At 59.0% G+C, this 23,940-nt stretch carries 17 protein-coding genes; 2 read left to right on the top strand and 15 right to left on the bottom strand.

Annotated features, from left to right (window positions below):
- Nucleotides 1–41: 41 nt before the first annotated feature.
- The 5 genes from hemE to WMW70_RS01730 form a co-directional block, all read right to left on the bottom strand.
- Nucleotides 42–1,109: a uroporphyrinogen decarboxylase gene (hemE, locus tag WMW70_RS01750; RefSeq protein WP_341435797.1), complete on the bottom strand. Its 1,068-nt coding sequence runs from the start codon at nt 1,107–1,109 to the stop codon at nt 42–44.
- Nucleotides 1,110–1,224: 115 nt separating this feature from the next.
- Nucleotides 1,225–1,665, bottom strand: a complete 441-nt coding sequence (cynS, locus tag WMW70_RS01745) for a cyanase (RefSeq protein ID WP_341435796.1) — start codon at nt 1,663–1,665, stop codon at nt 1,225–1,227.
- Complete coding sequence (locus WMW70_RS01740) at nt 1,658–2,563, bottom strand: ABC transporter ATP-binding protein (protein ID WP_341435795.1); 906 nt, start codon at nt 2,561–2,563, stop codon at nt 1,658–1,660. The genes cynS and WMW70_RS01740 overlap by 8 nt, the downstream gene beginning before the upstream one ends.
- Before the next feature lie 3 nt (nt 2,564–2,566).
- Nucleotides 2,567–3,403 (bottom strand): nitrate ABC transporter permease, encoded by an 837-nt coding sequence (gene ntrB, locus WMW70_RS01735; RefSeq protein ID WP_341435794.1) that lies wholly within the window; start codon nt 3,401–3,403, stop codon nt 2,567–2,569.
- A complete protein-coding gene (locus WMW70_RS01730) occupies nt 3,403–4,770 on the bottom strand; it encodes a CmpA/NrtA family ABC transporter substrate-binding protein (RefSeq protein WP_341435793.1) in 1,368 nt (455 codons plus the stop codon). Before WMW70_RS01730 ends, ntrB begins: the two co-directional genes overlap by 1 nt.
- Nucleotides 4,771–5,036: 266 nt before the next feature.
- Here WMW70_RS01730 and WMW70_RS01725 point away from each other — a divergent pair, with 266 nt between their 5' ends.
- Complete coding sequence (locus WMW70_RS01725; protein WP_341435792.1) at nt 5,037–6,947, top strand: sigma 54-interacting transcriptional regulator; 1,911 nt, start codon at nt 5,037–5,039, stop codon at nt 6,945–6,947.
- Here the strand turns inward: WMW70_RS01725 and WMW70_RS01720 are convergent.
- The 10 genes from WMW70_RS01720 to WMW70_RS01675 all read right to left on the bottom strand — a co-directional run bounded on the left by WMW70_RS01720 (nt 6,944) and on the right by WMW70_RS01675 (nt 21,238).
- Nucleotides 6,944–8,362: an FAD-dependent oxidoreductase gene (locus WMW70_RS01720; RefSeq protein ID WP_325505701.1), complete on the bottom strand. Its 1,419-nt coding sequence runs from the start codon at nt 8,360–8,362 to the stop codon at nt 6,944–6,946. The two genes, WMW70_RS01725 and WMW70_RS01720, sit on opposite strands and share 4 nt — an antisense overlap.
- Nucleotides 8,363–8,396: 34 nt before the next feature.
- Nucleotides 8,397–12,845 carry a glutamate synthase large subunit gene (gene gltB, locus WMW70_RS01715; protein ID WP_341435791.1) on the bottom strand — a complete coding sequence of 1,483 codons (4,449 nt, stop codon included), beginning with the start codon at nt 12,843–12,845 and terminating at the stop codon, nt 8,397–8,399.
- Nucleotides 12,846–13,078: 233 nt separating this feature from the next.
- Nucleotides 13,079–14,650, bottom strand: coding sequence for an AAA family ATPase (locus WMW70_RS01710; RefSeq protein WP_341435790.1), 1,572 nt, complete (start codon nt 14,648–14,650; stop codon nt 13,079–13,081).
- A gap of 10 nt (nt 14,651–14,660) precedes the next feature.
- On the bottom strand, nt 14,661–15,764 hold the full coding sequence (gene aroB, locus WMW70_RS01705) for a 3-dehydroquinate synthase (protein WP_341435789.1): 1,104 nt from the start codon (nt 15,762–15,764) through the stop codon (nt 14,661–14,663).
- Nucleotides 15,765–15,815: 51 nt separating this feature from the next.
- Nucleotides 15,816–16,334 (bottom strand): shikimate kinase AroK, encoded by a 519-nt coding sequence (gene aroK, locus WMW70_RS01700; RefSeq protein ID WP_341435788.1) that lies wholly within the window; start codon nt 16,332–16,334, stop codon nt 15,816–15,818.
- A 4-nt stretch (nt 16,335–16,338) separates the two neighbouring features.
- Nucleotides 16,339–18,405 (bottom strand): type IV pilus secretin PilQ, encoded by a 2,067-nt coding sequence (gene pilQ, locus WMW70_RS01695; protein WP_341435787.1) that lies wholly within the window; start codon nt 18,403–18,405, stop codon nt 16,339–16,341.
- 55 nt (nt 18,406–18,460) lie between these two features.
- On the bottom strand, nt 18,461–18,985 hold the full coding sequence (pilP, locus tag WMW70_RS01690; RefSeq protein ID WP_341435786.1) for a type 4a pilus biogenesis lipoprotein PilP: 525 nt from the start codon (nt 18,983–18,985) through the stop codon (nt 18,461–18,463).
- Complete coding sequence (gene pilO / locus WMW70_RS01685) at nt 18,982–19,605, bottom strand: type 4a pilus biogenesis protein PilO (RefSeq protein WP_341435785.1); 624 nt, start codon at nt 19,603–19,605, stop codon at nt 18,982–18,984. Before pilO ends, pilP begins: the two co-directional genes overlap by 4 nt.
- A complete protein-coding gene (gene pilN / locus WMW70_RS01680; RefSeq protein ID WP_341435784.1) occupies nt 19,605–20,174 on the bottom strand; it encodes a type 4a pilus biogenesis protein PilN in 570 nt (189 codons plus the stop codon). Before pilN ends, pilO begins: the two co-directional genes overlap by 1 nt.
- Nucleotides 20,174–21,238, bottom strand: coding sequence for a pilus assembly protein PilM (locus WMW70_RS01675; RefSeq protein WP_341435783.1), 1,065 nt, complete (start codon nt 21,236–21,238; stop codon nt 20,174–20,176). The genes pilN and WMW70_RS01675 overlap by 1 nt, the downstream gene beginning before the upstream one ends.
- Before the next feature lie 181 nt (nt 21,239–21,419).
- Here WMW70_RS01675 and WMW70_RS01670 point away from each other — a divergent pair, with 181 nt between their 5' ends.
- Nucleotides 21,420–23,822, top strand: a complete 2,403-nt coding sequence (locus tag WMW70_RS01670) for a penicillin-binding protein 1A (protein ID WP_341435782.1) — start codon at nt 21,420–21,422, stop codon at nt 23,820–23,822.
- The last annotated feature ends 118 nt before the right edge of the window (nt 23,823–23,940 follow it).

The following is a 23,940-nucleotide window of genomic DNA, read 5'->3' as shown; positions in this document are numbered from 1 at the left end:
AAAACTAAGGCCGCATTAGCGGCCTTAGTTTTACTTGGCGTTTATTGATGGTATTGCGCCGACAGCTCATGCACCGCTTCGAAGAACGCACCGGCGTGAGCCGGGTCGACTTCAGGGGTGATGCCATGGCCTAGGTTGAACACCTGGCCGCTGCCATGCCCGTAAGCGGCGAGAATACGCCCGACTTCGGCGCGGATCGCCGCCGGGTTGGCGTACAGCACGCTCGGGTCCATATTGCCCTGCAGCGCGACCTTGTCGCCAACACGGGCACGAGCGCTGCCGATATCGCAGGTCCAGTCCAGGCCCAGCGCCTCGGCACCAGTCTCGGCCATGGACTCCAGCCACAGGCCGCCACCTTTGGTAAACAGGATCACCGGCACGCGGCGACCGTCGTGCTCGCGGATCAGGCCGTCGATGATCTTCTGCATATAGGCCAGAGAGAACTCCTGGTAAGCCGCCGCAGACAACGAACCACCCCACGAGTCGAAAATCTGTACCGCTTGCGCGCCGGCTTTGATCTGCCCATTGAGGTAGGCGGTGACTGACTGCGCCAGCTTGTCGAGCAGCGCATGCATGGCCTGCGGGTTGTCGTAGAGCATGGCCTTGGACTTGCGGAAGTCCTTCGACGAGCCACCTTCAACCATATAAGTAGCCAGGGTCCAGGGACTGCCGGTGAAGCCAATCAACGGCACGCGGCCATTCAGCTCGCGGCGAATGGTGCGCACCGCGTCCATCACATAACCCAGGTCCTGCTCCGGATCGGGAATCGGCAGCGCCTCGATATCCGCCATGGAGCTGATGACCTTCTTGAAGCGCGGGCCTTCACCGGTCTCGAAATACAGGCCCTGGCCCATGGCATCGGGGATGGTCAGGATGTCGGAGAACAGAATCGCCGCGTCCAGCTGCGGGTAGCGATCCAGCGGCTGAATGGTGACCTCGCAGGCCAATTCCGGGTTCTTCATCAGGTTGACGAAGTTTCCGGCCTTGGCGCGGGTGGCGCGGTATTCCGGCAGGTAACGACCAGCCTGGCGCATCATCCACACTGGGGTGACATCGACAGGTTGCTTGAGCAGAGCACGAAGGAAGCGGTCGTTCTTCAGGGTGGTCATGGCAGTTCCCGAGAAAAGTAATCGGTCAAAAAGTGCGGGCATTTTCGCAGAGCGCAAAACAAAAGGCACGGCGAGTGCCGTGCCTTTTATCCATTGCGACGATTTTTCTCGTCGATTACCAGCTGCGATAGGGCAGGAACTTGCCATTGAGGACAATCTGCACCCGATCACCCTTGGGATCGGCTACGCGGGAAATATCCATGCTGAAGTCGATGGCGCTCATGATGCCGTCACCGAACTCCTCATGGATCAATTCCTTAATGGTGTCACCGTAAACGTTGATCATTTCGTAGAAACGGTAGATCAGTGGATCGGTGGGAATGGCCTTGTCCCAATGCTTGTGCGGGAAGGCCTGCAGAGCCAGGGAAACCTCATCCGGCAGCTCCAACATCTCGCACAGCGCCTGAGCCTGGGCTGGTGCCATGCTGTTCATACCCAAGCAGGCGGAGGTGGTCCACACCGGCGACATGCCGATGCCTTGGCCCAGGGCGGCCCAATTCAGACCCAGACGCTGTTTGGCGTCGAGGATGGCGGTGCGCATTTGTTGCTTATCCATGGTGAAGCTCCTTCACAGGGGTCAGTGGTACAACCCTGGCCGCTTTCGGCTCGTCCAGGGCAGGATTGATCTCCGGCGGAAAACCGCTGCCATCGGTGTCTACCTGCCCCTGCAGTTGGGCGGAGCGGGTCACCAAAAAATCCACCAGATGATTGCGGATGCGGTAGTAGGCCGGGTGGTGAATGACTTGGTCACGCTGGCGCGGCCGCGGTATGTCGATCTTTACCGACTCAGCAATCCGCGCCTGGGGGCCGTTGGTCATCAGCAGGATGCGATCGGCCAGCAGAATCGCCTCGTCGACATCGTGGGTGATCATGAATACGGTTTGCCGGGTGGCGCTCCAGATCTTGATCAGTTCATCCTGAATGACGCCGCGCGTCAGGGCGTCCAACGCACCGAAGGGCTCGTCGAGCAGCAGCAGCTGCGGCTGGGTGGCAAAGGCCCGGGCAATGCTCACGCGTTGACGCATCCCGCCTGACAGCTGCGCCGGCTTACGCAACTCGGAGCCGCCCAAACCAACCATCTCCAGGTATTGCCGGCTATGGGCACGCTGCTGCTCACGCGACCACTGGGGGAAGCGGGCGCGCACGCCGAACTCGACGTTTTCCAGGGCGTTGAGCCAGGGTAAAAGGCTGTAGTTCTGAAACACCACACCGCGCTCCAGGCTGGGCCCGGCGACTTCCTTGCCGGCCATTTCCAGGGTGCCCTCGCTGAAGCTGTCGAGGCCGGCCAGCGCGTTGAGGATGGTCGACTTGCCACAACCGGAGTGGCCGATGATGCAGACGAACTCACCTTGATCGAGGCCGAAGCTGACATTTTCGAACACAGTCAGCGGCTCGCCGCCGGGTTGCGGGAAGCGCTTTGCCAGACGTCTGGCATCGAGAAAATAACGGGACATCACTCACTCCTGGTAGCTGACAAGGCGGGCGACACCGCCCAGCATGAGGTCGAGCAGCATGCCCACCACACCGATCAATAGAATCGAGAAGATCACGCTGGCCAGATCCAGGTTGTTCCACTCGTTCCACACGTAGTAGCCAATACCGGTGCCGCCCACGAGCATCTCGGCTGCCACAATCACCAGCCAGGCGATACCTACCGAGATGCGCATACCGGTGAGGATGGTCGGCATCGCTGCAGGCAGAATCACGCTGAAGGCTGTGCGCAGCGGACTGAGCTCATGGGTACGGGCCACATTGATCCAGTCACGGCGCACGCCGGCTACCCCAAAGGCCGTGTTAAGCAGCATCGGCCATACCGAGCAGATGAAGATCACGAAGATCGCCGAGGTCTCTGAGTCCTGAATCACAAAAAGCGCCAAGGGCATCCAGGCCAGCGGCGAAATCGGCCGCAGGATCTGAATAAAGGGATTGAGCGCCCGATACATGAGCGGCGACATGCCTATGACGAAACCAATCGGTATCGCCACCAGGGCCGCCAGGAGGTAGCCCGTGAGCACCCGATACAAGGAGTGCCCCAGCTGAATGCCGATCCCTTTATCGTTAGGCCCTTTATCGTAGAAAGGCTGGCTCAACTCATTGAATGCATGCACAAACACCACTGAGGGTGGCGGCACCCGAGCTTCCTGATCGGCCGCCCCCATCAGCAGGGCATACTCATCATCAGCTGCCGGCACCACGCCCGCCGGCTCACGGCACAGCACCTCCCAAAGGCCAAGCGAGATGACCAACAGCAGCACGGACAGAATCGCTGCGCGCATAGAGATGGCTGCCGTCATCATGACCTCCGCAGCGGGAAGCTGGAGAGATAACCTTCCGGATCAGCCGGGTTGAACGGTTTACCCATTACGCTGAAGGACTTGTAGGGGTCAGCCGGCACCGGCATGCCCATTTCGGCCATCACCTTGCCGGCATCCGCGACCCGGTAAACCTGCTCGGCGATACCGCGGTAATCCAGATCACCCTGAACGTAGCCCCAGCGTTTCATCTGGGTCAGGATCCACACAGCCATGGACTGCCAGGGGAAGGGGTCGAAGTCGATCCGCTTGGGGTCCTCCAGCACATTGCCCAAGCCGTCGGCATAGCGCCCGCTCAATACCTGCTGCACCACAGCCACAGGCTGGTTGAGGTAGTTCTTGGTGGAAATGGCTTCGGCCACAGCCTTGCGATTTTCCGCCTGCGAGGAATACTGGGTGGCATCGATCAGGGCATGCAGCAGGGCGCTATAAGTGTTGGGGTTCTCGCTGGCAAAGCGCTGGCTGCAGGCAAATGCACAGCAGGGATGACCGGCCCAAAGGTCTTTGGTTAACAGGTGAATAAAGCCGACCTTCTCCCACACCGCACGCTGGTTGAACGGGTCTGGCGAAAGGAAGCCATCAAGGTTGCCGGCGCGCAGGTTGGCGACCATTTCAGGCGGCGGCACCACTCGAATCTGCACATCGCGATCTGGGTCCAGGCCATGCTCGGCCAGGTAGTAACGCAGCAGGAAATCGTGCATCGAATACTCGAACGGCACCCCGAAGCGCATACCCTTCCAGAGCTTGGGATCACGTTTATCCTGATGCTCCATGGCCAGCACAATGGCTTGACCGTTGACGTTCTCCAGCGCCGGCATGATGAACGGCACCTTGCTGGAGCCCAGCCCCATGCTGATCGCCAGCGGCATCGGCGAGAGCATGTGCGAAGCGTCATATTCACCGGCCAGGGACTTGTCACGGGCCACGGCCCAACCCGCCGTTTTTACTGTCTCGACTTCGAGCCCGTACTTGGCATAAAAGCCCATGGGGTCGGCCATGATGATCGGCGTGGCACAGGTAATGGGGACGAAACCGATCTTCAGCTGCTTTTTTTCCAGCGGCCCGAGGCTGTCTTTGACCGCGGCCTTGACTGCATCCATAGGAATCAGACTGCCGAGAATGGCGGCTGCCACGCCGCCACCGACCATGCCCATAAAGCTGCGCCGCGACAGTTCGTTATGACCGAACACCCCCCTTACGATGGCGCTCTCTATGGCACGATCAAGCATGGCTTCACTGTTGTCGGGCAAGGCGCTGGCACTCGGCGCACAGCGCTGGCAAGCGCAACCACCACCATGGGTTAGTTCGCTGCCGGGGTTGAATGGGTCATCCAGGCTGTTGACGCTCATCGTGATTCCTCCTGCTGTCGCATGCCCCCAAACGGGGCATCGAGATACTGAAATCCACATGCCGTAATTGGCTGTCGCGGATCACAATTGCAGGAGCCATACCAACCCAAAAACCATAACTAACTAACTGATTAATATGGTTTTCTATAAAAAAATATGAGTACGAAAAGTCGTAAATAACGAGATTCCGCATTTCTTTATTACGAATATTCGTTTATTGGCATGGGCCTTGATAGACCTCGTAGACCCTTGTTCTGGACACACTTATGCCCGATGCCCGCACCAGTGCTGCCCTGTTCTTCCAGCAGATGCACATCCCCTGCTTGATCATCGCGCCCGCCAGTGATCGGATTCTGCATGCCAATGCCGCCGCTTGCCGCCTGCTGGGCTGGTCGGACCAAGCCCTGCCGGCTCAGCGCGCCAGCCGCTTGTGGGCCCATGACCTGGGCGGCCTGGTCACGTTTACCGAAGAGGTGCAAGTGCGCGGGCATGCCTGGCGCGATGAACTCGGCGTGCAGAACTGCAACGCACAACGCCTAGAAGTAGAGATCAGCGGCAGCAGCCTGGAAAGCAATGACGAAGCCCTACTGGGCCTGCTGATCCAGGAACGCAGGCAACTCGACGGCCTGCGCGGATTGGCAGAGGCCGAGCGCTATCAACGCCGCGGGCTGCTGGAATGGAGAGGTGTTGAGCGCATCTTTCACCAGTTTGAACGGCAAAATCAGCTGATACTAGGTGCCGCGGGCGAGGGCATCTACGGGGTTAATCGAAAGGGTGAAACCACCTTCGTCAACCCAGCGGCCGAACGCATTCTGGGCTGGCATGCCGAAGACCTGATAGGTCACAGCATTCATGATCTCATCCACCATCATCACCCCGACGGCAGTAGCTACGACGGTCACACCTGCCCCATCTACGCAGCATTCAATGACGGCGAAGTGCACCAGGTGGCCGACGAGGTGTTCTGGAGCAAGGACGGCAAGCCCATCCCCGTGGAGTACACCAGCACGCCCCTGCGTGACGATGGCGAACTGGTGGGCGCGGTGGTGGTGTTCCGCGACATCAGCGAACGACTGGAGAGCGAACGCCGTCTGCGTCAGGCCCTCAGCGAAGTGCAACAACTGCAGCAGCGCCTGGAGCTTGAGAACGCCTATCTGCAGGAGGAAATTCGCGGCGACTACGCCCAACACAATCTGGTCGGCCGCAGCGCGGCCATGCAACAAGTGATTCGACAAATCGAACTGGTGGCACCAACCGGGGCCAACGTATTGATCAGCGGCGAATCGGGCACCGGCAAAGAGCTGATTGCGCGAGCCATCCACGACAATAGTGGGCGCAGAAGCCGACCGCTAATCCGGGTCAACTGTGCCGCAGTGCCGCGCGACCTATTTGAGAGCGAGTTCTTCGGTCATATTCGCGGTGCCTTCACCGGAGCGATAAATGATCGCGTCGGACGCTTCGAGCTGGCCGATGGCGGCACCCTGTTCCTCGATGAGGTCGGCGAAATCCCTCTGGAGTTGCAAAGCAAGTTGCTCCGAGTGCTGCAGGAGCAACAGCTGGAAAGGGTAGGCGACACGCGTACACGCCAAGTGGATGTCAGGGTAATCGCCGCGACCAACCGCGACCTGCGCCACGAAGTACGGGACGGACGCTTCCGCGAGGACCTTTACTTTCGCCTGAACGTATTCCCTATCGAGTCGGCACCACTGCGTCAGCGCCTGGAAGACATCCCGGCACTTGCTCAGCACTTTCTAAGCCGTGTTTGCCGGCAACTGAACCGCCCTCAGCCCAGCCTGCGTCTTGCGGACATTCAGCGCCTGCAGGCGTATTCCTGGCCCGGGAATATTCGCGAACTGGAAAATCTCATCGAACGCGCGATGATCATCTCCCCCGGCACCCGCCTACGCCTGGACCTACCCAGTGATGGTGGCGCAGCGCACATGACAGCACCGCCTGCCGATCAGGATGCACGCATTCTTACCCAGGGCGAACAACGCAAACAGCTACGAGACAATCTGATCGCAGCACTCACGGCTTGCGCCGGCAAGGTATCGGGCAAAGATGGTGCCGCACGCCTGCTGGAACTCAAGCCCACCACCCTACGCTCACGCCTGGAAAGCTTCGCGATTGACCCGCGCGACTACAAACCCCAGCCGCGCAGACCTAAGACGGCTTAAACGCCGAGATAGTCGAGGATACCTTCAGCGGCGTTCCGCCCCTCGAAGATCGCCGTCACCACCAGATCGGAACCACGCACCATATCGCCACCGGCGAAGATTTTCGGGTTGCTGGTCTGATGCTTGAACTGGCTCTGCTCCGGTGCCACTACACGGCCCTGGCTGTCGGTTTCGATCTCGAAATCGCTGAACCAGGCAGCCGGGCTTGGACGGAAACCGAAGGCGATCAGCACGGCTTCGGCCGGGATGATTTCCTCGGAACCGGGAATCGGCTCGGGGCTGCGACGGCCACGGGCATCCGGTGCGCCGAGACGGGTCTCGACCACTTTCACGCCTTCAACCTTGTCTTCACCGACGATGGCGATGGGCTGGCGGTTGAAGAGGAATTTCACCCCTTCTTCCTTGGCGTTCTTCACTTCCTTGCGCGAGCCCGGCATGTTTTCTTCGTCGCGGCGATAGGCGCAGGTAACCGATTTGGCACCCTGGCGAATCGAGGTGCGGTTGCAGTCCATGGCGGTGTCGCCGCCGCCGAGAACGACGATGCGCTTGCCCTTCATGTCGATAAAATCTTCCGCGTTCTTCTCGAAACCGAGGTTGCGGTTGACGTTGGCGATCAGGAAATCCAGGGCATCGGTGACGCCCGGCAGGTCTTCACCGGGGAAGCCGCCCTTCATATAGGTGTAGGTGCCCATGCCCATAAACACGGCATCGTACTCATCCAGCAGCTGCTGCATGGTGATGTCTGTGCCGATCTCGGTGTTCAGGCGGAACTCGACGCCCATGCCGGTGAAGACTTCGCGGCGATTGCTCAGCACGCTCTTCTCCAGCTTGAACTCGGGAATACCGAAGGTCAGCAGGCCGCCGATTTCCGGGTTCTTGTCGAACACCACCGGGGTCACACCGTTGCGCACCAGCACGTCGGCGCAGCCGAGACCTGCCGGGCCGGCGCCGATAACGGCGACGCGCTTGCCAGTCGGCACCACGCGCGACATATCCGGACGCCAGCCCATGGCGAAGGCCGTGTCGGTGATGTACTTCTCCACCGAACCGATGGTCACCGCGCCAAAGCCGTCGTTAAGGGTGCAGGCACCCTCGCACAGACGATCCTGCGGACACACGCGGCCGCAGACTTCCGGCAGGGTGTTGGTCTGGTGCGACAGTTCGGCGGCGGCGAGGATGTTGCCCTCGGACACCAGCTTGAGCCAGTTGGGAATGAAGTTGTGCACCGGGCACTTCCATTCGCAATAGGGGTTACCGCAGCCCAGGCAACGATGCGCCTGGTCGGCCGCTTGCGCAGGCTTGAAGTTGTCGTAGATCTCGACGAACTCTTTCTTACGCTGACGCAACAGTTTCTTCTTCGGGTCTTTGCGCCCGACTTCGATGAACTGGAAGTCGTTATTCAGACGTTCAGTCATTGCAATACCTCATCAAACCACTTCAGGCGCATTCTTATTGCGGGTTGGCACGGGTGCTGGAGAGCAACGACTTCAGGCTTGCCGCCTTCGGTTTGACCAGCCAGAACTTGCGCAGGTAGTCGTCCAGGTTTTCCAGCAGGGTCGCGCCCCACTCACTCGATGTTTCCTGGACGTACTCGGCGAGCACGCGCTCCAGGTGGCTACGGTAAGCCTCCATCGACTCATTATTGATCCGCTGAATTTCCACCAGTTCGTGGTTAACGCGGTCGTAGAAGCTGTTATCCAGGTCAAGCACGTAGGCGAAACCGCCGGTCATACCGGAACCGAAGTTGTAGCCGGTCTTGCCCAACACGCAGACAAAGCCGCCAGTCATGTATTCGCAGCAATGGTCGCCAGTGCCTTCCACTACGGTGTGTGCACCGGAGTTACGCACGGCGAAACGCTCGCCCGCGGTACCGGCGGCGAACAGTTTGCCGCCAGTGGCACCGTACAGGCAGGTGTTGCCGATGATGGCACTGTCCTGGGTCTTGAACGGGCTGCCCTTCGGCGGGGTGATCACCAGCTTGCCGCCGGTCATGCCCTTGCCGACGTAGTCGTTGGCGTCGCCCTCCAGGTACAGGTTCAGACCCCCGGCGTTCCACACGCCGAAGCTCTGGCCCGCAGTGCCCTTGAAGCGGAAGGTGATCGGTGCCTTGGCCATGCCCTGGTTGCCGTGTTTGCGGGCGATTTCACCGGAGACACGGGCACCAATGGAACGGTCGCAGTTGCAGATTTCCAGATCAAACTCAGCACCGCTGGCAGCATCGATCGCCGACTTGGCCAGCTCGACCATCTTCTCGGCCAGCAGGCCTTCGTCAAACGGCGGGTTGCGATCAACCAGGCAGAACTGCGGCTTGTCGGCCGGAATGTGGTCGCTGCCGAGCAGTGGCGTCAGGTCCAGATGCCCCTGCTTGGCGGTTTCGCCCGGCAGCATCTCCAGCAGATCGGTACGCCCGATCAGCTCTTCCAGGCTACGTACGCCCAGCTTGGCCAGCCACTCGCGGGTTTCTTCGGCGACATAGGTGAAGAAGTTCATCACCATTTCGACGGTGCCGATGAAGTGATCCTTGCGCAGCTTGTCATTCTGGGTGGCCACGCCGGTGGCGCAGTTGTTCAGGTGACAGATACGCAGGTATTTGCAGCCCAGGGCGATCATCGGCGCAGTACCGAAGCCGAAGCTCTCGGCACCAAGGATGGCGGCCTTGATCACGTCCAGGCCGGTTTTCAAGCCGCCGTCGGTCTGTACCCGCACCTTGCCGCGCAGGTCGTTACCGCGCAGGGTCTGGTGGGTTTCGGCCAGGCCGAGTTCCCACGGCGCGCCGGCGTACTTGATCGAGGTTAGCGGCGATGCGCCGGTACCACCGTCGTAACCGGAGATGGTGATCAGGTCGGCATAGGCCTTGGCCACACCGGCGGCGATGGTGCCAACACCGGCTTCCGCCACCAGCTTGACCGATACCAGAGCAGCCGGGTTGACCTGCTTGAGGTCATAGATCAGTTGCGCCAGGTCTTCGATGGAATAGATGTCATGGTGCGGCGGTGGCGAAATCAGGGTCACGCCTGGCACTGCGTAACGCAGCTTGGCGATCAGACCGTTGACCTTGCCGCCCGGCAGCTGGCCGCCCTCACCGGGCTTGGCACCCTGGGCTACCTTGATCTGCAGCACTTCGGCGTTGACCAGGTATTCCGGGGTTACACCGAAACGGCCAGTGGCCACCTGCTTGATCTTCGAGCTGCGCACGGTGCCGTAGCGAGCCGGGTCTTCGCCGCCCTCACCGGAGTTGGAGCGCGCGCCCAGGCGGTTCATCGCCTCGGCGATGGCTTCATGGGCTTCAGGTGACAACGCACCGAGGGAAATCCCGGCGGAGTCGAAGCGCTTGAGAATCTCGCCCAGCGGCTCGACCTGATCCAGCGCCAATGGCTGATCGGCCAGCTTCAGTTGCAGCAGGTCACGCAGCATCGACACCGGACGGGTGTCGACCAGCGTGGTGTATTCCTTGAATTTCTCGTAGCTGCCCTGCTGCACAGCAGCCTGCAGGGTGTTGACCACGTCCGGGTTGTAGGCGTGGTACTCGCCGCCGTAGACAAACTTGAGCAGGCCGCCTTGCTGAATCGACTTGCGCGCGTTCCAGGCCTCATGCGCCAGCAGCTTCTGCTCGGCTTCGATATCGACGAAGCGCGCGCCCTTGATGCGGCTGGCCACACCCCGGAAGCACAGCTCGGTGACGTCATCGGCCAGGCCGACCGCTTCAAACAGCTGCGCACCACGGTAGGAGGCAACGGTGGAGATACCCATCTTCGACAGGATCTTCAGCAGGCCTTTGGAAATGCCTTTGCGGTAGTGCTTGAACACTTCATACAGATCGCCGAGCACTTCGCCGGTGCGAATCAGGTCGCCCAGCACTTCGTAAGCGAGGAACGGATAGACCGCCGACGCGCCGAAGCCGAGCAGCACTGCATAGTGATGCGGATCGCGGGCAGTCGCAGTCTCGACCAGGATGTTGCAGTCACAACGCAGGCCTTTTTCGGTCAGGCGGTGGTGAATCGCACCGGTAACCAGCGAGGCGTGAGCCGGCAGCTTGCCCGGGGCGATATGACGATCAGACAGAACCAGCAGCACCTTGCCGGCGCGCACGGCTTCTTCAGCCTGATCGGCCATATTGCGCACGGCAGCTTCCAGACCGATCGACTCGTCGTAGTTCATGTCGATCAGCTGACGCTCGAAGCCTGGACGATCCAGGTTCATCAAGGCGCGCCACTTGGCCGGCGAAATCACCGGGCTGCTGAGAATCACGCGAGCGGCGTGCTCTGGCGACTCTTCGAAGATATTGCGCTCGGCACCGAGGCAGATCTCCAGCGACATGACGATGGCTTCACGCAGCGGATCGATCGGCGGGTTGGTGACCTGGGCGAACTGCTGACGGAAGTAGTCGTACGGCGAGCGCACGCGCTGGCTGAGCACGGCCATCGGCGTGTCGTCACCCATGGAGCCGACTGCTTCCTGGCCTTGTTCGCCCAGCGGACGCAGCACCTGATCACGCTCCTCGAAGGTGACCTGGTACATCTTCATGTACTGCTTGAGCTGATCCTGGTCGTAGAACGCCGAACCGTGATCGTTGTCTTCCAGGGTCGCCTGAATGCGCTGGGCACTCTTGCGCATCCACTGCTTGTAGGGATGACGCGACTTCAGACGGTTGTCGATGTCGTCGCTGCCGAGGATCTGCCCGGTTTCGGTGTCTACCGCGAGAATCTGCCCTGGGCCAACGCGGCCTTTGGCCAATACGTCTTCCGGCGCGTAATTCCACACACCGATTTCCGAAGCCAGGGTGATGTAACCATTCTTGGTGGTCACCCAACGCGCCGGCCGCAGACCGTTACGGTCGAGCAGGCACACGGCGTGGCGACCATCGGTAAGAACCACACCGGCAGGACCATCCCAGGGCTCCATGTGCATGGAGTTGTATTCGTAGAACGCGCGCAGGTCGGCGTCCATGGTTTCGACGTTCTGCCAGGCTGGCGGAATCAGCATGCGCACGCCGCGGAACAGGTCGATGCCACCGGTGACCATCAGCTCGAGCATGTTGTCCATGCTCGAGGAGTCAGAACCCACGCGGTTGACCAGCGGGCCGAGCTCTTCGAGATCGAAGATCTGGTCGTTGGCGAACTTCAGGCGACGCGCCTGGGCCCAGTTGCGGTTACCGGTGATGGTGTTGATTTCACCGTTGTGCGCGAGGAAGCGGAACGGCTGAGCCAGCGGCCACTTCGGCAGAGTGTTGGTGGAGAAGCGCTGGTGGAAGACGCAAATGGCGGTCTGCAGGCGCTCATCACCCAGATCCGGGTAGAACTGCTGCAGATCGGCCGGCATCATCAGGCCTTTGTAGATGATGGTCTTGTGCGAAAAGCTGCAGATGTAGTGATCGCTGTCAGCGGTGTTGCTCACCGAGGAACGACGACGAGCGCTGAACAGCTTGATCGCAAATTCCTGATCGGACAGGCCTTCGCCGCCGATAAACACCTGCTCGATCTGTGGCAGACGCTCAAGTGCCAGACGGCCGAGTACGCTGGTGTCGATTGGCACTTTGCGCCAGCCGACCAGGCTCAGGCCGGCAGCGAGAATCTCGCGATTCATGTTTTCGCGGGCAACTTCGGCTTTAACCGGGTCCTGGTTGAAGAACACCATGCCCACGGCGTACTGCTTGGGCAGTTCGACGGCAAAATGCTGTTGGGCCATGGCCCGCAGGAAAGCATCAGGCTTCTGGATCAGTAGACCGCAACCGTCACCGGTTTTACCGTCGGCGTTGATCCCGCCACGGTGGGTCATGCATGTCAGGGCTTCAATCGCGGTCTGCAGCAGGTGATGGCTAGCCTCACCCTGCATATGGGCGATAAGGCCGAAGCCGCAGTTATCCTTGAACTCATCAGGACGGTACAAACCTGCTTTCATAGGGACTCTCACCAGACGGCCTATTACAAGGCAATTACTTTCTAATTCAACCACTTACCATGCGCGCAGGACTAAGCCCCAGCTTTGCGCAGGCGAAAGGGTGGTCATTGTACATACCCACCCAGACCGTCACAAATCTAAGTGACGAAGCGGTGAAAGCTTATGTCGCGAAAACGAAGGAACAGACCAAAAGGTCGTGTTAGCGACCCATCGGTCAGCACGACAGGCGAAGCCTAGCGTGCCTGAGCAATCTCCTGCTGAATACCGGCAAAGTTGCGCGGCCATGGTTTACCAGCCTGCACCTTGGCCGGCAAGCTGCGCAGCGCCACCTGCGCCGCATCACGGGTCGCAAAGCTGCCGTAGGTCACCACATAAAGCGGCTGCCCCTGATGCTGCTTGCGGAAATAGTGATACTCGGCACCATGCTCGCGAACAAAGGCCTGCGCGCCGCTCTCGGAGCGCGAACCCAGAATCTGCAGGGTATAACGCGAGCCAGCCTGCGTAGCGTACCAGCCACTCACAGCCGCAAGCTGCGCAGCGGCCACAGGGGCAGCTGGCTTGGCCGGTGCAGGTACAGGTGCCCGTACCGGAGCAGGAGCAGGAGCAGGAGCAGGAGCAGGTTTAACAGGCTCGGGTACCACCACGGGCGGCGCTACGGCTACCGGCACAGGCGTAACCGGAGCGACAGGCGCGGGAACGGGCAGATCGATGACACCTTCGCCAGCCGCGCCATCACTCTCCTCCGCATTACTCAGGCCTGCTGCCTGAGCCAGGGGCTGGCGAATAACCGGCTGCGCTTCCCCCACCAGAGGCAAGGGCATTGGCTGACTGGTGCCCTCGAACTGAATGGAAGGCGCAGCGTTGTCGGGGACCGCCGCCCCGGTCGCAGGTGCCGGAGTTGCCGCCTGATCGAGCGGTAGCTGTGCGATAACCGGCACATTCTCCTCGCTCGCCTCGCGCCCTTGCATCATCCAGGCAGCCAGCACCCCGAGACTCACGACCAGCAGGGCCAACAGATGTTTTTTCGGTAAGTTCCAGGCGACGCCTTTACGGCCAGCTGCCCGGCGATCCGCCAGCATGGCGTCGGTCAGGGTTTCGTGCGCCACACGATTGATCGCCCCCGGCCAGCCACCGGACTGCTCATGGATAGTGGCAACCTGTGCATCCGAGAGAATCTCGATGCCCTGCCCAGCCCCATCCAGCCTCAGTGACAGGTACTCGCGTGTCTCCTCTTCGCTGTAGGGCTGCAGTTCGATGACATGAAAACACTCTTCGCCTGCCGCCAGCTGCTCGAGACGCGAGAGAATGCCCGACTCAGCAAACAGGAATACATGAGGGCGACCCTCCGCATTGCCTGCAGCAAGACTCAGCAGACTGCTCAACGCAGCATCACTGAGGTCTTGCGCATCATCGACCAGGACATAGACTTCCTGCCCTGTAAGCGCCAACTGGCCAACCTGAGCCAGAATCGACGGCAGGTCGCCACGCTGCACCTGCAAGCCCTGGGCAAGCAGACGCAGAATACTGGCAGGATCGGACGCGCCCCTGGCGGACACCACAACACTCTGCACCGACTGCTTATTGGTACTGGCCACCAGCGCCTGACGCAACAGGGTTTTACCGCTGCCCTCAGGGCCGCTGACCACCAGCAGCAACTGGCTGTAGCGCGCCAGGTGATGCAACTGCCCGAGAACAGGCTTGCGCTGCGCAGGATAGAACTTGAAACCCGGCACTCGCGCAGCAAAGGGGTCGTGAGTGAAGTGGTAATGATCGAGAAACGCCTCGTCAGCATGCAAACTGGTCATGGTGCACTCATTAATTTTTAAGCCGATCCAGTTGCGCCGAATAATCTGTGCACAACGTGGCATTCAACACCTCGGGGGCAAAATCGGCAGTGACAACCGCCTCCCCCAAACCTCGCAACAAAACCAGGCGCAGCTGGCCATCCAGTACTTTCTTGTCGACGGCCATATGCTCCATAAAATCTTCCGGGGTCATGTCCAGCGGCGGAACCACCGGCAACCCGGCCGCCACGAACAAACGCACGCCGCGATCACGCTCGGCGGCGGAAATCCAGCCCAGACGCTCGGACATATCCAGCGCCATCACGGTTCCGGCCGCCACGGCCTCGCCATGCAACCATGCGCCATAGCCTTGATGGGTCTCGATGGCATGGCCAAAGGTATGCCCCAGGTTCAAGGTGGCACGCACGCCAGACTCGCGTTCATCGGCAGCGACTACACGCGCCTTGGCTGCACAGGAACGGGCAATGGCAGCCGTCAGCGCCGCCTGGTCGAGACCGCGCAATGCCGCCATATGCTCTTCCAGCCAGGACAAAAATGGCTCGTCGCAGATCAACCCATACTTGATCACCTCAGCCAGACCTGCGGACAGCTCGCGAGCCGGCAAGGTCGCCAGCGTGGCGGTATCAATCAACACTGCCTGCGGCTGGTAAAACGCACCCACCATATTCTTGCCCAGCGGATGGTTGATCCCGGTCTTGCCGCCCACCGATGAGTCAACCTGGGACAACAAGGTGGTAGGCACCTGAATAAAATTGACGCCGCGCTGGTAGCAAGCAGCAGCAAAGCCTGCCATATCACCGATCACACCACCCCCTAGGGCGATGACAGTCGTGCGCCGATCATGTCGCGCGCCCAGCAAGCCGTCGAACACGAGTTGCAGGGTCTCCCAGGTCTTGAAGGCCTCGCCGTCCGGCAAGACAACAGAAGTCACGCTATACCCTGCCAGCGTCTGCTGCAGAGCAGCCAGATAAAGAGGGGCAACCGTTTCATTGGTGACAATGGCCACCTGCCGGCCAGCGATATGCGCCGCCAACAAATCCGTACGGCGCAGCAAGTCGCTCCCGATATAAATGGGGTAAGTGCGCTCGCCGAGCTCGACATGAAGAGTTTGCATAAAGCCCCCAGATTGCAAAGGGCCCTAGGATAGCGCAGTTCAGCCTGCGCTTTAACGGGGAGGAAGCGCTTCGATGCGCTCCAGTATCTCTTGAACGACCATACGGGGTGGGCGCTCATCGGTTTCCACTACCACATCTGCAATTTCGCGATACAGGGGATCACGAATAGCCAGCAGGTCGGCTAGCACTTTTCCGGGATTTGGCGAGCGCAGCAAAGGACGATTGCGGTCCCGCGACGTGCGATCGACCTGCTGCTCGACCGAGGCATGCAAATACACCACACGACCGCCGCCGCGTAGCGCTGCACGATTCTCCGAGCGCATTACCGCGCCACCGCCGGTGGCCAGCACCATGCCATCCACATCACACAACTCGGCAATCACTGCCTGCTCACGATCACGAAAACCCTGCTCACCCTCGACATCGAAGATCCAGGGAATATCCGCCCCCGTGCGCTGCTCGATCTCCTTGTCCGAATCCTTGAAGGGCAACCGCAGCTCTTTGGCAAGCAAGCGCCCGATGGTGCTTTTACCAGCACCCATCGGGCCAACAAGAATCAAATTACGCACTTAATCAACGGCTCACCGCAACGGCTTGGTTGTTCATGATGCGTGGGGTGAGGAAAATCAGCAACTCGGACTTGCTGTCTTTGACCACATCGCGCCGGAACAGGGTTCCCAGGTACGGAATATCACCGAGGAATGGAACTTTATCTACCGATTTGCTCTGCGTATTGGTAAACACCCCGCCGATCACAATGGTTTCACCATCAGCCACCAGCACCTTGGCATTGACCTCATTCTTGCTGATTGCAGGAACACCCTGACTGGCTGCCGCGTTAGAAAAGTCCGGCGCATCCTTGGTGACCTTGACTTCCATAATGATACGGTTATCCGGCGTAATCTGTGGCGTTACCTCCAACGACAATGCCGCCTGCTTGAAAGAGGTAGTCGCCGCACCACTGGAACTGGCCTCCCGATAAGGAATTTCTGAGCCTTTCAAGATTTTTGCGGTTTCCTTGTCCGCAGTGACTACTTTTGGCTGGGAAATAACCTCGCCGTTGCCGGTCTTTTCCATGGCGGACAATTCAAGATCGAGCAGGGTATTGTTGGTAATAAAGCCCAGGTTCAGGCCGGTGTTCGCACCTGCAACCCCCAGATCGACAAAGTTTCCTGCTTGAATCTCCAGCGGATCGGTGCCCTTGATCAGGCTATTGGTTCCGCCCACGGCGAAGTTGTTGTCACCAACACTCACTCCGCGCCATTCGACACCCAAAGCCTTGTCGTAGTCGACATTAGCCTCGACTATCCGCGCCTCGACCATGACCTGACGAACCGCCACATCCAACTGCGCAACAATACGACGCAGCTCGTCAAGACGCTCCTGTGTCTGGTAGGCAATAATACTATTGGTTCGGTCATCGACAGTAATCGAGCCGCGATCATCACCAGCACCTTCTGCACTGGTGACCGACTGGAACAACTTGGCCATATCAGAGGCCTTAGCATAATTGACCTGAATCAGCTCGCGACGCAGCGGCGCAAGCTCGGCAATCTGCTTCTGCGACTCCAACTCCTGCCGCTCACGCGCAGCAATTTCATCCGCCGGCGCGACCAACAACACGTTGCCGATCTTGCGCTTATCCAACCCTTTGGTTTTCAGGACCAAATCCAAGGCCTGATCCCAAGGCACATTCTGCAAACGCAGCGTGATATTGCCGGCAACCGTATCGCTGGCAACCAGATTCAAGTCGGTAAAGTCGGCAATCAACTGCAGCACCGAACGAACATCAATATCCTGGAAATTCAGCGAGAGTTTCTCCCCGGTATAGGCGAAACGTTCGGCCTTTCTGGACTCGACATCGTCCTGAGTCAAGGGCTTGATGCTCAGGGTAAGCTTGTTGTCGGTCTGGTACGCCAGGTAGTCATAGAGCCCCGTTGGCTCGATAACGATACTGGCCTTGTCGGCCGAACCGCTGGCGCTGACAAACTGTACCGGCGTGGCAAAATCCTTCACATCCAGGCGTACGCGCAGGGACTCAGGGAGCTGGGTCTTGGCAAAATCCAGGCGAATCTTGCCGCCCTGATCCTGAATATCAGGACTCACCGAAGCATCCGACAGGGTAATGACGACATTACCCTCACCCTGGTCGCCACGCTGAAAATCGATATTGCTGATAGCCCGCCCTTGCGGAGCATAAACCTTGGCCGGCGCGGCAGTGGTAACCGGGGTAGATTGCACAGCAGCCGTCGCCGTGCGAGCCCCCTCACCTACAACCACGTAGAGGTGATTACCTTCGACCCGGGTGTTGTAGGGTGCCAGATTGGTCAAGTTGATAATCAGCCGAGTACGATCCTTGGCCTCAACGACTGTCACACTTCGCGCATTGCCGACGCCCAACTCACGATTCTTCGCGCCTAGCTTGTTGGATACACCCGGCAGGTCCAGAGCGATGCGCGCAGGCTGCTCGATGGTGTAACCACGCGGGGCCAACACCGGCTCATCGAAGGTCAATTTCAATTCGACTTTGTCGCCAGGCAGCGCCGCAACATCAAGCTTCTGCAGATCCGCAGCCAGGAGCGATGGCGACAACAACCCGGCCAACAGGGAAAGACCTAAACGCGAAAGGGAGCTATTCATTATCAGGTTCCGTTGGGCAGACCGGTTATTTTTCTTCATATTCACTCCGCTCTTATTAAGAGCGCTCCTTAAGGGAGAGGCTGCGCGGCCGTTCCAGCCAGCCACCTTCACCATCTGGAACGATTTCAACCACATCGATTTTCGACTCATCAATGGCCAGAATGCGCCCATGATTACGCCCCAAGTAGTCACCCACCTTGACCCGATGGACACCGCCAGCACCACTGACTAATGCAAATACACCACCGTCATTTGCGAGCGTGCCAACCATTTGAAAGACTTCTATATTGAAGTCTTCAAGAAACTGCTTGGTCCGCGACTCGTCAGGCTTAATATCCTTTGAACCCTTCTCCCGCTTGGTCATATCAATCTTGATAGGCGGCTGAAAAGGGTTACGCATTGACGCAGCGGAGTAGGTAAAACTTTCATAAGGCTGGAATTTTGGCAGGGGCTCAATAGAGCCTTTGGGACGTGCACGTACCTCGTCCATATAAGCCTGAAGATCGGAAAAATCATGACTTGCGCCACAACCGCTCAACCCCAGCACAGCACAGATTAACAACGAATTCGAGAACTTCATTTTTCCAGCCCCTTATCATTGTAGCGATAAGTCTTGGCCAAGATACTCATGCGCAAGGTCGAACTGCTATCCGAAGCCGATGGCAACAACTCGAAATCATGCAGCGTCACAATACGGGGGAGGCTCGCCACGCCACTGACAAATGTTGCCAGATCGTGATAGCTACCGACCACTTTAATCTGAATAGGCAATTCAATATAAAACTGCTGAGTTGCTTCAGGCAGCAACTTGATTTCCTCAAACTCGAGACCACTCCCCAAGCCGGTCCGGGTTATATCCTCCAGCAACCCTGGAACCTCGGTATCGCTGGGCAACTGCTTGAGCATGGAGCCAAAGGAAACCTCCATCTCCGCCATTTGCTCCTTGTATGCCTCAAGGTTCGCAGCTTGAAAGGCTTTCGTAGCGAACTGACTCTTTAGCGAAGCCTCCTCACCTTGCTTACGCTCGAACTCCGCCTGCAAGTCTTTCAGATGAAAGTTATATCCCAGCGCCAGCACAACTATCAGCAGGAGCAGACTGGCAATAAATTTTATTGCCACAGGCCACGAACCGACGTTATTAAAGTCCAGATCGCTCAAGTTTATTTGACGCAGGCTTTCCAACGAATCATTCAAGCTCATTACTTGACCTCCTGCGTTTCAAGCGCCGGCTGCGTTTGCTGCACACTCAGCTTGAACACATTGGCCTGATCTACAGCACCGGCCGTAACCGACTTGACCTCGGTCAGGTTAGGCTGGGTGAGCCATTCAGAAGCATCAAGATTGCGCATCAAGTTGGATACTCGATTATTCGACTCTGCCGCACCGACGATGGCGATATTTTTAGCCGTCATTTTGACGGCACTGAAATAAACACCATCAGGAAGAGTGCGAACCAACTGATCGAATACGCGCCCGATAATGGGTCTATTGCCTTGAAGATCCTGAATGATCTTCATCCGTTCCAGAAGTTGCTGGCGACGCGTCTTTAGTTCGCTAATTTCCTTGATGCGTGCATCCAAGACGGCAATTTCCTTGCGCACGAACTCATTTCGAGCGTTCTGCTGCTCAATTGCACCGCTCAGATACTGGTCGCCAAGAAACACCACGCCTGCAGCAACAGCAAGGACACCGGCCAGCGTGACCAGAAAACGCTGCTTGCGCTCTTCACGCAGTTGCTCGCGCCATGGGAGAAGGTTAATCCGCGCCATTAGTCGAAACTCCTCATTGCCAGACCACAGGCGATCATCAATGCCGGCGCATCACTGGCCAGGGCTCCCGCATTGACTTTGCTGCTCAGCGCCATATCGGCAAAGGGATTGGCCACCAGGGTCTGCGTGCCAATCTTTTGCTGGATCAGGCGATCGAGGTCGGGAATGGAAGCCGTACCGCCGGCGAGCAGGATGTAATCGACATCATTGAACTGGCCGGCAGCAAAGAAGAACTGCAGGGAGCGTGCGACCTGCTGGACCACAGCCTCTTTGAACGGTTGCAAAACTTCACTGTCGTAGTCGTCCGGGAGACCGCCTTGTTTTTTTGCAAGACCGGCTTCTTCCACAGACAGGCCATAGCGACGCTGAATTTCTTCAGTGAGCTGCTTGCCCCCAAACAATTGTTCACGGGTGTAGATGGTCCGCCCGTTGTGCAGAACGCTGAGGGTGGTCATGGTCGCGCCAATATCGACGACGGCTACGGTCAGCTCGTCGCGACCACTGCCCATCTGCTCTACAAGCAAGCCATAGGCACGCTCCAAGGCATAGGCTTCGACATCGACCACCTTGGCTGTCAGCCCGGCCAACGCCAGGGCGGCCTCGCGCACTTCGACGTTCTCCTTGCGACATGCCGCCAGCAGCACCTCGACGCGATCCGCATTGCGCGGGGAAGGCCCCTGCACTTCGAAGTCGATCGCCACTTCTTCAAGCGGGTAGGGAATATATTGGTCGGCCTCGATCGTCAGCTGATTTTCCAGCTCGTCGTCGGAAAGCCCGGCCTCCATCTCGATGGTCTTGGTAATCACCGCAGAACCGGCGACGGCCACAGCAACCGTTTTCACGCCGCTTTTGGCTTTCGCCAAAACGCGTGAAAGGGCCTGCCCAACCCCTTCGAGCTCGGCGATGTTTTTCTCGACCACAGCATTGGGCGGGAGCGGCTCGACAGCGTAAGCCTCTACCTTGTAGCGGCTTCCTGAGCGACTCAATTCGAGGAGCTTGACGGAGGTCGAACTGATATCGATCCCGAGTAGCGTATTCGCTTTCTTATTGAAGAGCCCTAGCACGACCGATTTCCTATTGGCATCCGCGACTTACGGACTATTTATGTTTTTTCACATTAAATAACAGTCTTGACAGAAGCGCAAATGGCTACCCGGCAAAAAAACCGCTTATAATGTGATCAGTTTTTCTCTTTTAACCTTGAGTTTCGCTTAACTCGTTCTTTTATCTGGAAATCCGAAAATCTTGATGCGTCTTGTGCGATTTTTCTGCTGGTCTTGCGTCGCTGCTTTTTGTGGCCTGCTACTCAGTTTCAGCGGCGCGTTTCTTTATCTTAGCCCCAGCCTTCCATCCGTCGAATCTTTACGCAGCATCCAGCTGCAGATTCCTCTACGGGTCTACAGCAGCGACGCCAAGCTGATCGCCGAGTTCGGCGAAATGCGCCGCTCCCCCATCGCCTTCGCCGATATCCCCGAGGATTTCATCAGCGCCTTGCTGGCCGCCGAAGACGATAACTTTGCCAATCATTATGGCGTTGACCTGACCAGCCTGATGCGCGCTGCAACGCAAATCCTGAAAAGCGGCCAGATTCAGAGCGGCGGCAGCACCATCACCATGCAGGTGGCGAAGAACTTCTTCCTTACCAGCGAGCGTAGCTTCTCGCGCAAGATCACTGAAATCCTCCTCGCCTTGCAGATCGAGCGGGAGCTGAGCAAGAACGAAATCCTTGAGCTCTACGTCAACAAGATCTACCTGGGTAACCGCGCCTATGGGATCGAGGCGGCATCTCACGTCTATTACGGCAAACCCATTAGCGAAATCAGCCTGGCGCAAATGGCCATGATTGCCGGCCTGCCCAAGGCCCCGTCGCGCTTCAACCCGCTGATCAATCCATCTCGCGCCATGGAGCGCCGCGACTGGATTCTCGGACGCATGTACAGCCTCGGCCGCATAGATCAACAGCGCTATGAAGAAGCCCTGGCCGAGCCGATCAATGTCAGCTACCACGTTCCCCGCCCCGAACTGGATGCGCCCTATGTGGCGGAGATGGCTCGCGCCGAGATGGTCGGCCGCTACGGTAGCGACGCCTATACCGAAGGCTTCAACGTCACCACCACGGTCCCCAGCGACCTGCAGCAGGCCGCCAACCGTGCCGTTCGCGAAGGGCTGATCGACTACGACCAACGCCACGGCTATCGCGGACCAGAGAAGCGCCTGCCCGACATGTCCCGGGAAGACTGGCTGATTAGCCTGAACAAACTCAGCTCTCTGGGTGGTCTCGAGCCTGCAATCGTCACCGCGGTCGAGAACAGCGGCATCCTCGTACTGACCCGCACCGGCGAAGAAACGGCAGTGGCCTGGGACAGCATGAAATGGGCCCGCCCTTTCCTCCACACCAACAGCATCGGCCCACGCCCCCAGCGCCCGGGAGATGTGGTGCAGGTTGGCGACCTGATTCGCGTGCAACGCCAGGACGACGACAGCCTGCGCTTTGTGCAGCTGCCCGCAGCACAAAGCGCATTGGTGTCTCTCGACCCACAGGACGGGGCCATTCGCGCACTGGTTGGCGGTTTCTCCTTCGAGCAGAGTAACTACAACCGCGCCGCCCAAGCCAAGCGCCAGCCCGGTTCCAGCTTCAAGCCGTTCGTCTACAGCGCCGCACTGGATAAAGGCTATACCGCCGCCTCACTGGTAAATGACGCTCCTATCGTCTTTGCCGACGACGCCCTGGCCCAGGTCTGGCGACCGAAGAACGACAACAACACCTTCCTCGGTCCGATCCGCCTGCGTGAAGCGCTGTACAAGTCCCGCAACCTGGTTTCCATTCGCCTGCTGCAGGATCTCGGCATCGACAGCACCCTGCGCTATATCGAGCGCTTCGGTTTCGAGAAGAAGGACCTCCCGCCCAACCTCTCCCTGGCTCTGGGTACGGCGAGCCTGACCCCCATGGAAATCGCCGAAGGCTGGAGCGTATTCGCCAGCGGCGGCTATAAAACCGAGCCCTATCTGATCGAGCGCATAGAAGATCGCGCCGGGCAGATATTATTTGTTGCCAACCCCGCACAAACCCCCGAAAGCGCGAACAAACACGCCCAAGAGGCCAACGACCTGCAACCCGCCGATCAGGCCCAACCCGTCATCGCCGAACGAATCATCGACGAGCGCACTGCCTATATCATGACCAGCATGCTCCAAGACGTGATCAAACGCGGCACCGGACGCCGTGCCATGGCGCTCGGCCGGGATGACCTGGCTGGCAAGACCGGTACCACCAACGAATCGAAAGACAGCTGGTTCTCGGGTTACAACGCCGACTACATCACCACCGTCTGGGCCGGCTTCGACCAGCCCGAGAGCCTCGGCCGCAACGAGTATGGCGGCACCGTGGCCCTGCCCATCTGGATGAACTACATGGCGGCGGCATTGAAAGACAAGCCCAGCCACCTGCAGGCTGAGCCCGAAGGCATGCTGACCCTGCGCATCGACCCGCACAGCGGTCGCATCGCCAGCCCGGGCACACAGGATGCCTACTACGAGCTGTTCAAGAGCGAAGACTCGCCACCGTCCATGAGCGAGTTCGAGATGGGCCTGGGCATTCCCGGCAGCCCGCTACCCGCGGACGAAGCAGCCCCCTTCGATCTGTTCTAGCCTATGCGCCCCTGCTCAGCGACCTGTGCCGCGGGCAGAATGCCCCCTTCAGAAGCAAGCGCCGCAGCTATCTGCATGCAACACCGTATCGACACGCAATAAAAAACCCGCCGAAGCG

This window comes from Pseudomonas sp. XK-1 (assembly GCF_038069885.1).
Classification (GTDB): domain Bacteria; phylum Pseudomonadota; class Gammaproteobacteria; order Pseudomonadales; family Pseudomonadaceae; genus Aquipseudomonas.
This window is presented reverse-complemented; position numbering and strand designations above follow the sequence as displayed.

Coding starts and splice junctions, on each gene's coding strand:
- hemE (WP_341435797.1), bottom strand. CDS start 1,109: ATGACCACCCTGAAGAACGACCGCTTCCTTCGTGCTCTGCTCAAGCAA.
- cynS (WP_341435796.1), bottom strand. CDS start 1,665: ATGGATAAGCAACAAATGCGCACCGCCATCCTCGACGCCAAACAGCGT.
- WMW70_RS01740 (WP_341435795.1), bottom strand. CDS start 2,563: ATGTCCCGTTATTTTCTCGATGCCAGACGTCTGGCAAAGCGCTTCCCG.
- ntrB (WP_341435794.1), bottom strand. CDS start 3,403: ATGACGGCAGCCATCTCTATGCGCGCAGCGATTCTGTCCGTGCTGCTG.
- WMW70_RS01730 (WP_341435793.1), bottom strand. CDS start 4,770: ATGAGCGTCAACAGCCTGGATGACCCATTCAACCCCGGCAGCGAACTA.
- WMW70_RS01725 (WP_341435792.1), top strand. CDS start 5,037: ATGCCCGATGCCCGCACCAGTGCTGCCCTGTTCTTCCAGCAGATGCAC.
- WMW70_RS01720 (WP_325505701.1), bottom strand. CDS start 8,362: ATGACTGAACGTCTGAATAACGACTTCCAGTTCATCGAAGTCGGGCGC.
- gltB (WP_341435791.1), bottom strand. CDS start 12,845: ATGAAAGCAGGTTTGTACCGTCCTGATGAGTTCAAGGATAACTGCGGC.
- WMW70_RS01710 (WP_341435790.1), bottom strand. CDS start 14,650: ATGACCAGTTTGCATGCTGACGAGGCGTTTCTCGATCATTACCACTTC.
- aroB (WP_341435789.1), bottom strand. CDS start 15,764: ATGCAAACTCTTCATGTCGAGCTCGGCGAGCGCACTTACCCCATTTAT.
- pilQ (WP_341435787.1), bottom strand. CDS start 18,405: ATGAATAGCTCCCTTTCGCGTTTAGGTCTTTCCCTGTTGGCCGGGTTG.
- pilP (WP_341435786.1), bottom strand. CDS start 18,985: ATGAAGTTCTCGAATTCGTTGTTAATCTGTGCTGTGCTGGGGTTGAGC.
- pilO (WP_341435785.1), bottom strand. CDS start 19,605: ATGAGCTTGAATGATTCGTTGGAAAGCCTGCGTCAAATAAACTTGAGC.
- pilN (WP_341435784.1), bottom strand. CDS start 20,174: ATGGCGCGGATTAACCTTCTCCCATGGCGCGAGCAACTGCGTGAAGAG.